Raw genomic sequence first — 14,595 nt, forward strand, 5'->3', positions numbered from 1 at the left:
CGGGGTGGGAGTGCGGCGATACCGCGGCGGTCGATAGATTCGGATTCGGCACGACGACGCAGCGCCGACGCCGGACGGCGGGAGGCGCGCGGAGCGTCGTCGTGGCGCACCACCCGGGCCTGGGAGCCCAGCTATCCGATGACACATGCGAGAGAACGAGGTAATTCGAGGTGACAACCGGCGAGAGCGGCGGCACGACGGGTTCCGGGCAACGGACGCTCTCGGTGATCGTCGCCGGTGGGGGCACGGCCGGGCATATCGAACCCGCGATGGCGGTCGCGGACGCACTGCGCCGGCTGGATCCCTCGATCCGGATCACCGCACTGGGCACCCAGCGCGGGCTGGAGACGACGCTGATTCCCGAACGCGGCTATCCGCTGGAGCTGATTCCGCCGGTCCCGCTGCCGCGTAAACCCACCGCCGATCTGCTGCGCCTGCCCGGCCGGGTCCGCGCCGCGGTGGCGCGAACCCGCGCGGTGATCGACGCGGTCGAGGCCGATGTGATCATCGGATTCGGCGGCTACGTCTCGGTGCCCGCCTACCTGGCGGCCGGCGGGGGAGTGCTGCGGCGCTCGCGCCGGGTGCCGCTGGTCGTGCACGAGGCCAATGTGAAGGCGGGGATCGCGAACAAGGTCGGCGCCCGGCGTGCGGCGCGGGTGCTCGCCGCCGTGCCGAATTCGGGTGTGCACGCGCGCGGGCGCGCCGATGCCGAGGTCGTCGGGATTCCGGTGCGCGCCTCGATCGCCACCTTGGACCGGGCCGGACTGCGGGCGCAGGCGCGGGAGCACTTCGGTCTGCCGCAGCAGGGCCCGGTTCTGCTGGTCTTCGGCGGCTCCCAGGGCGCGCGCCGGTTGAACGAGGCGGTGTCCGGCGCGGCCGCGCAACTGCTGGCGGCGGGTATCTCGGTACTGCACGCGCACGGACCCAAGAACACGCTCGATCTGGACGGCATCGACACCGAATCCGGCCGCGACGGCGCGAAATACGTTGCGGTGCCGTATCTGTCGCGGATGGATCTGGCCTATGCCGCCGCCGATGCCACGGTGTGCCGCTCGGGCGCGATGACCGTGGCCGAGGTGTCGGCGGTCGGACTGCCGGCGTTCTACGTGCCGCTGCCGCACGGCAACGGCGAACAGGAGTTCAACGCCCGCCCGATCGTCGCGCAGGGCGGTGGCAGAATCGTCGCGGATGCGGAGATGACGCCGAAGTACGTGATGGACGAGGTGATCGCGCTGCTCACCGACCCGGCCGCGCTGACGAATATGTCGGTCGCCGCCGCCGGTGCCGGACATCGCGACGCCGCGGACACGGTGGCGCGAATCGTGCTGGAGGTGACCGGACGGTGACCGGAGGAAACGAGACGGCCGAAGTGGGAGCCGCGGACCCGGTGAACCACACCGGGCAGGCCCCCACCGAACTGCCGGAGTTGTTGCGGCGGGTCCACATGGTCGGCATCGGCGGTGCCGGCATGTCGGGAATCGCGCGGATTCTGCTCGCCCGCGGCGGCGAGGTGTCGGGCTCGGACGCCAAGGAGAGCCGCGGCGTGCTGGCGCTGCGGGCGCGCGGAGCCCAGGTCCGCATCGGCCACGACGCGAGTGCGCTGGATCTGCTGGAGGGCGGTCCGAGCGCGGTCGTGACCACCTACGCCGCCATCCCGAAGACGAATCCCGAACTGGTCGAGGCGAATCGGCGCGGTGTGCCGGTGCTGATGCGTCCCACGGTGCTCGCCGAACTGATGCGCGGCCACCACACCCTGCTCGTGTCGGGCACCCACGGCAAGACCTCCACCACCTCGATGCTGGTCGTGGCGTTGCAGCATTGCGGCTTCGATCCCTCGTTCGCCGTCGGCGGTGAACTGAACGAGGCCGGGACGAACGCGCATCACGGCACCGGCGGTTATTTCGTGGCAGAGGCCGACGAGTCGGACGGCTCACTGCTGCAATACGATCCGGACGTCGCGGTGGTCACCAACATCGAATCCGATCATCTGGATTTCTTCGGCTCCGACGAGGCCTACGTCCAGGTGTTCGACGACTTCGTGGCGCGGCTGGTCTCCGGCGGACTGCTCGTGGTCTGCTTGGACGATCCCGGTTCGCTGGCGCTGGCCCGCCGGGTCGCCGACCGGGTCGCGGCCGGGGAACTCGACATCCGGGTGGCCGGTTACGGCTCGACGGAGACGGCCGACGTGCCGGTGCCGATGCAGGCCCGCCTGATGAGCTGGGAGCCGCGCGACGTCGGCGGTGTCGCCACGGTGCAACTGGGCGACGAACCCGCGCCGCGCACGCTGCGCCTGTCGGTGCCCGGCCGCCATATGGCCCTCAACGCCCTCGCGGCGCTGCTCGCCGCTCGCGATGCCGGGGCCGATATGAACGAAATCCTGCAGGGCCTGGAGGGATTCGGTGGTGTGCACCGCCGCTTCCAGTTCGTGGGCCGCGAGAACGGGGTACGGGTCTTCGACGACTACGCCCACCACCCGACCGAGGTGCGTGCCGTACTGGGGGCGGCGGCCGAATTGGTCCGGCAGGAGGCGGCCGACGGCGCCCGCTCCCGCCAGGGCCGGGTGATCGTGGTGTTCCAGCCGCACTTGTACAGCCGCACGGCGACCTTCGCCGAGGAATTCGGCGCGGCGCTGTCGCTGGCCGACGAGGTCGTGGTCCTCGACGTCTACGGCGCGCGCGAGAAGCCGCTGCCCGGCGTCAACGGCGCGCTGGTGGCGCAGGCGGTCACCAAACCCGTGCACTACCAACCGGATATGTCGCGGGTGGGCCGGCAGGCCGCGAGCCTGGCCCGCGCGGGCGATGTGGTGATCACCATGGGCGCCGGCGACGTGACGATGCTCGGCGGGCAGATTCTGGACGGACTGCGGGTGCGCCCGTCGACGGGTCGGTGAGCACGGCGCCCCCGCCCGGCGGTGCCGGCCGGAGAGGGAGGTGGAGATGACACGTCGCGGGACGATCGAGGACATCGATCCGGACGCCGAGGCCGAATTCGCCGCGGACGGCGACGAGGGCGACGATCGCCTCCACCGGGGCGGGCCCCGCGCGCGGCTGCCCTTCGACGGCCGGTGGCGGCGGATTCTGTTGTGGGGCGCGCCGATCGTGGTCGTGGTGATCGTGCTGCTGGTGGTCGCCTACTTCACCCCCGCGCTGTCGGTGCGCACCGTGCAGGTCGAGGGGGTGTCGACGGTGCCCGAACAGGATGTGCGCGCGGTGCTGCAGATCCCCGACGGCCGCTCCATGCTGCGTATCGATACCGACGCGATCGCGCGCCGGGTGGCGTCGCTGCCGAAGGTGCGGTCGGCGCGGGTGCAGCGGGTGTTTCCGTCCACGGTGCGGGTCACGGTGGACGAGCGCTCCGCCGTGGTGTTCTTCGACAGTCCGCAGGGAACGCATCTGCTCGACGCCGACAGCGTCGAATTCGCGATCGAACCACCGCCGCCCGGCGTCGCGAAACTGGTCACCGACCATCCCGGCAGCGCCGACCCGGTGACCCGGGCCGCGGTCGCGGTCCTCGACGCCGCGCCGCCGGCGCTTCGAGCCCAGGTGGGAGAGGTTGTGGCGCGGACGGTTTCGGATATCGAACTGAAGCTGCGCGACGACCGTACGGTGGTCTGGGGCGGTCCCGACGACTCGGAACGCAAAGCCGCGGTGGTCCTTCCGGTGCTGACGCGCCCGGGAACGGTATTCGACGTTTCGAGTCCCGATCTGGTAACGGTAAGATAGTGACACTCGTTGTGCCGTTGCGGTTTTCGACCGGCGGCCGGGAGTCGATGGCCGTGCGTGATGGCCGTGGCACCTGGGCCCGTCCGGGTGCCGCGGTCGCGGGCGGGGCCGGTGAATCCGCGGTCCCGCGGAGATCGAGACCCGATCTCGGTGTCTGTGGCGGCCGTTCGCGGTACCATGCCCGACGGGCTCGGACGAGACGGATCGCACAAGATTCTGACCCTCGTGTCGGCGCGCCTGCGCACGGATCGCGACGGGTGCGAATAGCGTTCCGCACCAGTCGGATACTTGACATAACGCCAACCCTATGGTTCAGGTTTAGGGTTTGTCCGAGTGAAAACCCGGGCGGACCGGGGACCTCGAATCGGCGCTCTGCCGAGAATCCGAAAACGACAGGCTTTGGATCGAAGGAAGGCGAGAGCCCATGACGCCCCCGCACAACTACCTTGCAGTGATCAAGGTCGTCGGTATCGGCGGCGGCGGCGTGAACGCCGTCAACCGAATGATCGAACAGGGACTCAAGGGAGTCGAGTTCATCGCCGTCAACACCGACGCCCAGGCACTGCTGATGAGTGATGCGGACGTCAAGCTCGACGTCGGCCGCGAACTCACCCGCGGTCTCGGCGCCGGCGCGGATCCCGAGGTGGGCCGCAAGGCAGCCGAGGACCACAAGGACGAGATCGAAGAGGTGCTCAAGGGCGCCGACATGGTCTTCGTGACGGCCGGTGAGGGCGGCGGCACCGGTACCGGCGGCGCGCCCGTGGTGGCGTCGATCGCCCGCAAACTGGGCGCCCTGACCATAGGTGTGGTGACGCGGCCGTTCTCGTTCGAGGGCAAGCGCCGCAGCAACCAGGCCGAAGCCGGTATCCAGGCGCTGCGCGAATCCTGCGACACCCTCATCGTCATCCCGAACGACCGGCTGCTCCAGCTCGGTGACGCGGCGGTGAGCCTGATGGACGCCTTCCGCTCCGCCGACGAGGTGCTGCTCAACGGTGTTCAGGGCATCACCGACCTGATCACCACCCCGGGTCTGATCAACGTCGACTTCGCCGACGTCAAGAGCGTCATGTCCGGTGCCGGTTCGGCGTTGATGGGCATCGGCTCCTCGCGCGGGGAGGGACGATCCGTGAAAGCCGCGGAGGCGGCGATCAATTCGCCGCTGCTGGAGGCGTCGATGGACGGTGCGCACGGCGTGCTGCTCTCGATCGCCGGTGGATCGGATCTCGGTCTGTTCGAGATCAACGAGGCCGCCTCGCTCGTGCAGGAGGCCGCGCACATCGAGGCCAACATCATCTTCGGCACGGTGATCGACGATTCGCTCGGCGACGAGGTCCGGGTCACGGTGATCGCCGCCGGCTTCGACGGGGGCACCCCGGCTCGGCGCATCGAACCGGCGGGCAGAACGAATATCGGTGCCGGCCGGGCCGGTGACATCGGCCAGTCCACCACTCGCCGTGATTTCGGCAGCACCCGCCAGTCCGAGCCCGAGCGCCCGGCCGATCCGACGCCGGCCCGCGGCCCGGCCCCGTCCTACGAACCGCGTCCGGCCACCGAGCCGACCATCGCGCACAACAACCGCTCGCACATTCAGATGCCGGACGAGGACACCGACGACGTCGACGTCCCTGATTTCATGCGCCGGTAAGCACGCCGATCTCGCTGCCCTCTCCGACGTCGCGGAGGGGGCAGCGGCATGTGCGGCTGGTGTGGGGCGGTCGAAACCCGGTGTGCCACCGGAGTTCCGGCGGACCGGTGCCGGGCGGCCGTGTGATGTCGCTCTCCGGGGCGTCGCCGCCGGCCTCGGGGGCAGCGGCGTGTGAGAACGAACACCGCGAGCGGAAGCGTCGCGCCCGGCAGTGGCGAACGCGGCGCCGTGGGTGGCGGCAATGTCGTGTGCATGAACTCGCACGCCGTGGGTACTTCGCGGGGCATGCTCGCGCTGTGCCCCGTTCCGCCGCCCCGCCATCTACGTTCCGGATCACTCGGCGGCACGCTCGACTCCGGACCGGTAAAGCCTATTAATCTCGGAGATATGACACAGGCTTCGGTTCGGACGCGACGGGTGACGACCACGCGGGCCGGTGGGTTCTCGGCGGCGCCCTACGACTCGTTCAACCTGGGCGACCACGTCGGCGACGATCCGGAAGCGGTGCGGCGCAACAGGATACGTCTCGCCGAAGGCATCGGCCTGCCACCCGGCCGCCTGGTCTGGATGGAACAGGTGCACAGCCGCAACGTCGAGATCGTCGACGGCCCCCGCGCCGAACCGGTGCCGGTGACCGACGCGCTCGTCACCACCGTGCCGAATCTCGCGCTGGTAGTGCTCACCGCCGATTGCGTCCCCCTGCTGATGTCCGACGACGAGGCCGGGGTCATCGCGGCCGTACACGCCGGCCGCGTCGGCGCCCGCATCGGAATCGTGCCGAAGGTCCTCGAGGCGATGATCTCGGTCGGCGCCCAGCCGCACCGCATCGGCGCCTTCCTCGGCCCGGCCGCCGGTGGCGAGGATTACGAGGTGCCCGCCGCCATGCGCGACGACGTCGAGGCACATCTGCCCGGCAGCGCCACCACGACCCGGCGCGGTACGCCCGGTCTGGATCTGCGAGCCGGAATCCGCCGTCAGCTGGAAGCGGCCGGGGTCGGCGCGGTCGCGGTCGATCCGCGCTCCACCATCTCCGACGCCACCCTGTTCAGCCACCGTCGCGGCGCGCCCACCGGCCGCATCGCCGGGGTGATCTGGATGGAGGAGAACCGGTGAACCACGCCGAATCCGGGCTCGGCGCAACCGAATCCGGGGCGGACGCGCCGCAGTCCCGTGCGGCGGGACTCGCCGCCGCGCTCACCCGCCTGGAACATCGCATCGACGCCGCGTGCCGCGCCGCCGGGCGCGATCGTGACACCGTCCGGTTGCTGCCGGTGACCAAATACTTCCCGGCCTCCGACGTGGAGATCCTGTATCGGCTCGGGCGCCGGGAATTCGGTGAATCGCGGGAACAGGAGGCCTCCGCCAAGGTGGCCTCATTAGGACATCTGGCGCAGATGCGCTGGCACATGATCGGCCGATTGCAGCGCAACAAGGCGAAATCGGTTGTGCGCTGGGCCGATACGGTGCACTCGGTGGATTCGGAGCGTCTGGTGAGGGCCCTTGACACCGCCACGGCGGCCGCACGCGAGGAGGGAGCGCGCGCGGATCCGCTGCGCGTGCTACTGCAGGTGAGCCTGGATCGCGATCCGGCGCGCGGCGGCGTCGTCCCGGATGATCTCCCGATGCTGGCCGATCAGGTCGCGAAATCCGAGAATCTGCAGCTCGCGGGCCTGATGGCGATTCCGCCGCTGGGCGCGGAGCCGGATGCGGCGTTCGCCGAACTGGCCGGTCTGCATCGCGCGCTGCTGGCCGCGCATCCGGGCGCGACCGAATTGTCGGCGGGCATGTCGGGCGACCTCGAGGTCGCCATTCGACACGGGTCTACCTGCGTGCGTGTCGGTACTGCTCTCATGGGCGACCGACCGATAACCTCGCAGTAGCAAAGAAACCTCATCAGTCACATTCGAAACATATGCTTGGGGCTGACGAGGACTGAGCAGGACTTCAACACCCCAGGTCAGTCGGGGCCGTAGGAAGGTCGACCAGGATGAGCGAGCGTAGCGAGCGAGACATCAGCGCAGCCACGAGCATGCTCGTGCTGGAGCCCAGCGTTAGTGAGGTGGGAGCATGAGTACGCTGCACAGGTTCAAGGCCTACTTCGGCATGGTCCCGCTCGAGGAATACGAGGACGACTACGTCGACGACCGTGGCCCTCGGGGGATCGACGACCGTGGCCCGCTGGGTGCGGACGACCGCGGGGTGCGCCGCTCGCGTTTCGACGACGATCCGTACGACGCCGGACGCTCGCGTTTCGGCGACGACCGCTTCGCCGACGATCCGGGCTACCCGGAGCCGGCGTACAAGGCGCCCTATCAGCCCGGTTACACGGTGCCGCGCCGCTCGGAGTTCGCCGACGAGTCCTACTCCGACGACCGCTACGAGCCCCTGCGCCGCCCGACCCGGATCGAATCCGCACCCTCGGGCCGCTCGCGCGGACTCGGCGGTGGCACTCCGATGGTGCGTGGCACCACGCACGGTGCGCTGGCGGTCGATCCCGAGGCCGAACGCCGGATGGAAGAGCGGCGGATGGAGGAGCGCGCCCGGTTCGAGCCGGCCCCGCGCCGCACCCCCGTCTTCGAGGACGGAGGTCCGTTGTCCAAGATCACGACACTGCGTCCGCGCACCTATGCCGAGGCCGCGATCATCGGCGAGCGTTTCCGTGACGGTACGCCCGTGATCATGGACCTGGTCGAGATGAGCAACGCCGACGCGCGCCGCCTGGTGGATTTCGCCGCCGGACTGGCGTTCGCGCTGCGTGGTTCGTTCGACAAGGTGGCCACCAAGGTGTTCCTGCTCTCACCGTCGGATGTCGATGTATCGGCCGAGGAGCGCCGTCGCATCGCCGAAAACGGCTTCTACAACCAGAAATAACCCCGAACCGGGTGCCGCGCGCGGCGGCGGCCCCGGTCGGGTGAGCCGCGACGGGGGGAAATGACGCCGAATGCACGGCGCGGGGAGTTTGCAGGACACCGAATCTGAGGCAAAGTGGACAGGTGGCCTTGTTTCAGGTGCTGTATGTACTCCTCTTCCTCTTCTGGCTGTTGCTGATCAGCCGAGTGATCGTGGAGTTCATCCGCAGCTTTGCGCGCGACTGGCATCCGCGGGGGTTCGTCGCCGTCGTTCTGGAGGCGATCTTCACGATCACCGATCCGCCGGTGAAACTGTTGAGGCGCCTGATACCTCCCGTGAACTTGGGAGGAATTCGCCTGGATCTGTCGATTATGGTCCTGCTTTTCATCGTGTTCATTCTGATGTCCATCGTCAGCAGGCTCGGGCAGCCGATAGCTCCGGTGTGACAGAATGGGCCGAGAAGAAGAGCTTGCTAGAAGATCTACGCTAGATCTCCGTACGAAGCGCGAAGGGATCCTTCCATGCCGCTGACTCCAGCCGATGTGCACAACGTCGCGTTCAGCAAACCGCCGATCGGGAAGCGCGGCTACAACGAGGATGAAGTCGACGCCTTCCTCGACTTGGTCGAACAGGAGCTCTCGCGCCTCATCGAGGAGAATGCGGACCTGCGCCAGCGGGTTGCTGAGCTGGATGCCGAATTGGCGGATGCCAAGAAGTCGCGTCCCGCGCCGCAGGCGGTGAAACCCGCTCCGCCGCAACCGGAACCGCCGAAGCCGGCGCCCGTGGCACCGCCGGTGCCGGCCCCCGCGCCGGTGGCCCCCAAGGACAACTCCGCCGCAGATGCGAACCTGCAGGCCGCGAAGGTGCTGAGCCTGGCGCAGGAGATGGCCGACCGGCTCACCACCGACGCCAAGGCCGAGGCCGAACAGCTGCTCTCCAACGCCCGGGCGAATTCCGAGCGAATGGTGAGCGAAGCGCAGACCCGCTCGGACGCGATGGTCGGCGAGGCGCGGCAGAAGGCCGACTCGCTGCTCTCGGACGCGCAGACCCGTTCCGACAGCCAGCTTCGCCAGGCCAAGGAGAAGGCCGACGCCCTGCAGGCCGACGCCGAGCGCAAGCACACCGAGATCATGGCCACCATCACCCAGCAGCGCAGCGTCCTGGAAAGCCGCATCGAGCAGTTGAAGACCTTCGAGCGCGAGTACCGGGTGCGGCTGAAGTCCTACCTGGAATCGCAGCTCGAGGAGCTGGAGAACCGCGGTTCGGCCGTGCCGGTCGACGGTGGCGAGGCCTTCGAGGCGGTATCGAACAGCCATGGTCCGGCATCGTTCGCCAAGGGTGGCAAGTAGCTCGTCCCGGGTGCCCGCCACCCCGCCGATACGACGGGGTCCGGCGTCGCATGCCGCTGTGTGGTCGTAGTTCTGCCGAGCCGCCCGGCCCCTCCGGGGCGATGCGGCCCGCCCTGCCCGCCTAGGGGGTGACCATGCTCGTTCTGACGCTCGTCCTGGCCGCGATCGGCTTCGCCCTGCTGGTGACGGCGTTGACCACCGGATCGGTGATCTGGGCGTGGGGTTGCATCGTCGTCTGCGTGATCGGTGCGGTCCTGCTGCTGGTCAGCGCGCTGGCCATGCGTGAACCCGAGGAAGGCCCGCAATCACGTCCCGGCCGTCACGCCAAACGCTGAGCGGGCACGGTGAACAGGGCGGCAACAGGGCACGGAAATAACGTTGCCCGCACTGGCTACAATCAAACCTGTAGATCGGCAGTGATCCGGCCATCACCGGGGAGCCTTCGGAAGAACGGCGCCACAGGCGCCCAGTAGAACCGAACGGGTGAGCCCGTCACAGCTCGCAACGAGAGGTCCGCCCGCCGGAACATCCGGCCCGGACAAGCGGGGTGGTACCGCGGCAGCGGCGCACAGGCGCCGAAGTCGTCCCCGTGCCCACCGACTGCGCCGCATGCGCGCACTGGCACGAGGGAGACCACAGCCGCCATGGCGGACGAGACATCCACCCGCAACGCCTATCCCCGCGTCGACTTCACCGATGCGGATGCCGGCTCGCGGCAGGGCGCGAGCGTGTCGTTCCCGGAGCTCGAGCGCCGGGTGCTGGACTACTGGGCCGCCGACGACACCTTCCGTGCCAGCATCGACAACCGTGCCGAGAAGTGCGACGAGTTCGTCTTCTACGACGGCCCGCCGTTCGCCAACGGTTTGCCGCATTACGGACATCTGCTCACCGGATATGTGAAGGATTTGGTTCCCCGGTTCCAGACGATGCGCGGTAAGCGCGTGGAACGGCGCTTCGGTTGGGACACACACGGATTGCCCGCGGAAATCGAAGCGGAGAAGCAACTCGGTATCACGGACAAATCACAGATCGACGCGATGGGCCTCGCGGAATTCAATGCCGCGTGTAAATCCTCTGTGCTTCGTTACACCAATGAGTGGCGTGACTATGTGACACGCCAAGCACGGTGGGTCGACTTCGACAACGACTACAAGACCCTCGATCTCGACTTCATGGAGTCGGTGATGTGGGCGTTCAAGTCGCTGCACGACAAAGGGCTTGTCTACCAAGGCTTCCGGGTGCTGCCCTACAGCTGGTACGAGCAGACGCCGCTGTCGAATCAGGAGGCGCGTCTCGACGACGCCTACCGGATGCGCCAGGATCCGGCGGTCACCGTCGACATGGTGCTCGAGGTCGCGCCCGATCATCCGCTGCGCGAACTCGACGGCGCCAACGCGTTGATCTGGACCACCACGCCGTGGACGCTCCCGTCGAACCTGGCGATCGCGGTCCACCCGGACATCACCTATGCCCACGTGCGCGGCAAGGACGGCAAGCGGTACGTGCTGGCCGCCGAGCGCGTCTCGCACTACGCCCGCGAGCTCGGCACCGCCGACGACGGACTCGAGGTGCTCTCGGAGCATGCGGGCGCGGCGCTCGCGGGGCTGCGCTATCGGCCGCCCTTCGACTTCTTCCTCGGCCACCCCAACGCGCATCGCGTGCTGAACGCCGACTACGTGACCACCGACTCCGGAACCGGCGTGGTGCATCTGGCGCCCGCGTTCGGTGAGGAGGATATGGACGTCGCCTCCGCCAACGGCATCGAGGTCGTGCAGCCGCTCGACGCCGGCGGCAAGTTCACCTCGATGGTGCCGCCGTACGAGGGCCTGATGGTCTTCGACGCCAATCCGGTCATCATCAAGGACCTCAAGGCCGCCGGAAAGCTGTTGCGGCACGAGACGATCGAGCACTCCTACCCGCACAGCTGGCGTTCCGGTCAGCCGCTGATCTACATGGCGGTGCCCTCGTGGTTCGTGGCGGTCACGAAGTTCCGCGACCGCATGGTGGAGCTGAACCAGCAGATCACCTGGGTGCCCGAGCACATCCGCGACGGCCAGTTCGGCAAGTGGCTGGAGAACGCGCGCGACTGGAACATCAGCCGCAACCGGTACTGGGGTGCGCCGATCCCGGTGTGGATCTCCGACGATCCGGCCTACCCGCGCGTCGACGTGTACGGCTCGCTGGACGAGCTGGAACGCGACTTCGGCGTCCGTCCGGCGGATCTGCACCGCCCGGGCATCGACGAACTGGTGCGCCCGAATCCCGACGACCCCACCGGGAAGTCGATCATGCGGCGTACCCCCGAGGTGCTCGACTGCTGGTTCGAGTCGGGGTCGATGCCGTACGCGCAGGTGCACTACCCGTTCGAGAACAAGGAATGGTTCGAGGGCACCCCTGACCGCCCGGCGCACAGCCCGGGTGACTTCATCGTCGAGTACAACGGGCAGACGCGGGGATGGTTCTACAACCTGCATGTCCTCTCGACCGCGTTGTTCGACCGGCCGGCGTTCAAATCCGTTGTGGCGCACGGCATCGTGCTCGGCGACGACGGGTTGAAGATGTCCAAGTCCAAGGGCAACTATCCCGACGTCAACGAGGTGTTCGACCGCGACGGCTCCGATGCCATGCGCTGGTTCCTCATGGCGTCGCCGGTGCTGCGCGGCGGCAATCTGATCGTCACCGAACGCGGGATCCGCGAAGGGGTGAGCCACGCGCTGCGGCCGCTGTGGAACGCGTGGACGTTCCTGCAGCTCTACGCCTCGAAACCCGGTGTGTGGCGGACTGATTCGGCGAATGTGCTGGATCGCTACATCCTCGCCAAACTCGCCGCGGCCCGCGATGTGATGACCGAGGCGCTCGAGGTCTACGACATCGCCACCGCCTGCGACGAACTGCGGTCGTTCGCCGACGCGCTCACCAATTGGTATGTGCGCCGGTCGCGTTCGCGGTTCTGGGAGGAGGATCGCGACGCGATCGACACCCTGCACACCGTGCTGGAGGTCACCTGCCGGCTGGCCGCCCCGCTGCTGCCGCTGATCACCGAGGTGATCTGGCGCGGGCTGACGGGGGAGCGGTCGGTGCATCTGACCGACTGGCCGGCCGCGACCGAACTGCCGCGCGATCCGGAGCTGGTGTCGGCGATGGACGAGGTGCGGTCGGTGTGCTCGACCGTGCTGAGCCTGCGCAAGGCGCAGAACCTGCGGGTGCGGCTGCCGCTGTCCGAGGTCACCATCGCCGCGCCCGATGCGGAGCGGCTGCGTCCGTTCGCCGATCTCGTCGCCGACGAGGTCAACGTCAAGAAGGTGGACCTGACCACCGACGTGGCCGCGCACGGCCGGTTCGAACTGGTCGTCAACGCCCGCGCCGCCGGTCCGCGGCTGGGCAAGGACGTCCAGGGCGTGATCAAGGCGGTGAAGGCCGGCCAGTGGCGCGAGGACGACGGAGTGGTCACGGCGCTGGTGGCCGGCCACGACGACGGCATCGCGCTGCTGCCCGAGGAGTACACCCAGCGTCTGGTGGCGGCCGAACCCGAGTCCACCGCCGCGCTGCCCGGCAATGCCGGTCTGGTGGTGCTGAATTCGGAGGTCACGGAGGAACTCGAGGCCGAGGGCTGGGCCCGCGACCTGATCCGCGATCTGCAGGAGACCCGCAAGTCTCTGGGCCTCGACGTCTCCGACCGCATCACCGTGGTGCTGGAGGTGCCGCGGGAGCGCGCGGAGTGGGCACGCACGCACCGCGACCTCATCGCCGGGGAAATCCTCGCCACCGAGCTGAGCTTCGCGCCCGCGGGCGCCGAGGCGGCCGATGTGGTCGGCGGTGTGCGCGCCGCGATCACCAAGGCCTGAGCAAGCGAATCCCGAAACGAGCCCGGTCCGCGCTGTCGGACCGGGCTCGTTCGGCACTGCCCGCTCCTTCGCCCGGCTCGCAGCTGCGCGTGCGGCGCCGACGGAGTCGTATACGGGCCTTGATCGAGGTCACCGCATCGGCTCGTGGCCGTCCGCGTCCGCAGCGCAGCAGGGACGTGCGAGTGCGAAATCGATGGCCCCCGGAGCTTGGGCGTCGCCGCGTCGTAAGCGGCAAAGTCCGATCGGGTCCGGCCGAGCCTGGCTGAGTCCGGTGGGCTCGGCCGGAGCATGTATACCCAGGTAGACGGTGGTTACACACCGCCCTCGAGGGTGGCGGCAGGTGCGAGCGCGGCGTGTGGCACGCCGATTCCCGGCATGACCTGGGGTGTGTCACGTGAGGCCGGAACGGATCACGGTTGCGGATTGGCACTTGTGGTGTGCATGTGACTTGCGCTAAAACAGCTATGTCACAGCAACCATCACTCTTTAGTTGAGCTTAGGCGTTTTTCCCGGATCGACCCCCGTTGAAACTGCACTACCAGGTAGTTGACCGGCTGAGATGCCCGTGGGGAAGCGGCCATCCCAAGTCCATGCTGTGTGCTGTGTGATCGCCGGTCGGTGTGCCGTGGTGGATGCATGTCATACCGAAGGGCGAGCACATGGCACCGTCATCCGTGCGCGGATCCTCGCGCCGCAGATACACCCGCTATCTCTTGGCCGCGATCGCCGCGGCCGTCTCGGTCTCGATGTGGGCGGGTCCGGCCACCGCCGCACCGGCCGACACCGGCAGTTCCTCCGGATCCCTCGACTCGGGCAGCAGCTCCGGTTCGGGGAGCGGATCGGCCTCCGGCAGCGCCAGCGGTTCGGCGGCGCTGCCGCTGCCCAGCCCGCGGGCGTCGATCGCGCTCAGTGTTGCCGGCTCACAGGCGGGCAAGCCCTATGAATGGGGCGGGACGGGGCCCAACGCCTACGACTGCTCCGGACTCGTGCAGTGGGCGTTCCGGCAGGTCGGCATCATGCTGCCGCGTACCACCTGGGAGCAGGCCACCGCGGGCAGTGCTGTGCCGTTCGGCGCGATGATGCCCGGCGATGTGGTCATCGTGAACACCGACGGCTCCCACGAGGGCATCTACGCCGGCGGTGGCATGCTGCTCAACGCCTACGGCCCCGGCGTGCCGATCGGA

Annotated in this window: 12 protein-coding genes; all 12 read left to right on the forward strand. The window is 68.6% G+C overall.

Going from position 1 to position 14,595, the window contains the following annotated elements:
- The first annotated feature begins 170 nt into the window (after positions 1 to 170).
- Positions 171 to 1,346: an undecaprenyldiphospho-muramoylpentapeptide beta-N-acetylglucosaminyltransferase gene (gene murG, locus RJ03_RS09545; protein ID WP_051024504.1), complete on the forward strand. Its 1,176-nt coding sequence runs from the start codon at positions 171 to 173 to the stop codon at positions 1,344 to 1,346.
- 98 nt (positions 1,347 to 1,444) lie between these two features.
- Complete coding sequence (gene murC, locus RJ03_RS09550; RefSeq protein WP_051024505.1) at positions 1,445 to 2,890, forward strand: UDP-N-acetylmuramate--L-alanine ligase; 1,446 nt, start codon at positions 1,445 to 1,447, stop codon at positions 2,888 to 2,890.
- 46 nt (positions 2,891 to 2,936) lie between these two features.
- Positions 2,937 to 3,722: a cell division protein FtsQ/DivIB gene (locus tag RJ03_RS09555; protein WP_083870705.1), complete on the forward strand. Its 786-nt coding sequence runs from the start codon at positions 2,937 to 2,939 to the stop codon at positions 3,720 to 3,722.
- 424 nt (positions 3,723 to 4,146) lie between these two features.
- Complete coding sequence (gene ftsZ, locus RJ03_RS09560) at positions 4,147 to 5,367, forward strand: cell division protein FtsZ (protein WP_036500364.1); 1,221 nt, start codon at positions 4,147 to 4,149, stop codon at positions 5,365 to 5,367.
- A 387-nt stretch (positions 5,368 to 5,754) separates the two neighbouring features.
- Positions 5,755 to 6,480: a peptidoglycan editing factor PgeF gene (gene pgeF, locus RJ03_RS09565; protein ID WP_036500366.1), complete on the forward strand. Its 726-nt coding sequence runs from the start codon at positions 5,755 to 5,757 to the stop codon at positions 6,478 to 6,480.
- Positions 6,477 to 7,247 carry a YggS family pyridoxal phosphate-dependent enzyme gene (locus RJ03_RS09570; RefSeq protein ID WP_036500369.1) on the forward strand — a complete coding sequence of 257 codons (771 nt, stop codon included), beginning with the start codon at positions 6,477 to 6,479 and terminating at the stop codon, positions 7,245 to 7,247. Before pgeF ends, RJ03_RS09570 begins: the two co-directional genes overlap by 4 nt.
- A gap of 187 nt (positions 7,248 to 7,434) precedes the next feature.
- Positions 7,435 to 8,238, forward strand: coding sequence for a cell division protein SepF (locus RJ03_RS09575; RefSeq protein WP_036500371.1), 804 nt, complete (start codon positions 7,435 to 7,437; stop codon positions 8,236 to 8,238).
- Between the two features lie 122 nt (positions 8,239 to 8,360).
- Positions 8,361 to 8,663: a YggT family protein gene (locus RJ03_RS09580; RefSeq protein ID WP_025348651.1), complete on the forward strand. Its 303-nt coding sequence runs from the start codon at positions 8,361 to 8,363 to the stop codon at positions 8,661 to 8,663.
- A 75-nt stretch (positions 8,664 to 8,738) separates the two neighbouring features.
- Entirely contained in the window at positions 8,739 to 9,566 is an 828-nt protein-coding gene (gene wag31 / locus RJ03_RS09585) for a DivIVA-like cell division protein Wag31 (protein ID WP_036500375.1), read from the forward strand.
- Between the two features lie 134 nt (positions 9,567 to 9,700).
- Complete coding sequence (locus RJ03_RS09590) at positions 9,701 to 9,901, forward strand: hypothetical protein (protein WP_036500385.1); 201 nt, start codon at positions 9,701 to 9,703, stop codon at positions 9,899 to 9,901.
- A 309-nt stretch (positions 9,902 to 10,210) separates the two neighbouring features.
- Positions 10,211 to 13,411: an isoleucine--tRNA ligase gene (gene ileS / locus RJ03_RS09595; RefSeq protein WP_036500377.1), complete on the forward strand. Its 3,201-nt coding sequence runs from the start codon at positions 10,211 to 10,213 to the stop codon at positions 13,409 to 13,411.
- Between the two features lie 659 nt (positions 13,412 to 14,070).
- The coding region (locus tag RJ03_RS09600; protein ID WP_036500379.1) for a C40 family peptidase at positions 14,071 to 14,595 on the forward strand (525 nt) is incomplete at its 3' end.

The organism is Nocardia aobensis NBRC 100429, from assembly GCF_000308375.1.
In the GTDB taxonomy this organism is placed as follows: Bacteria; Actinomycetota; Actinomycetes; order Mycobacteriales; family Mycobacteriaceae; genus Nocardia; species Nocardia aobensis.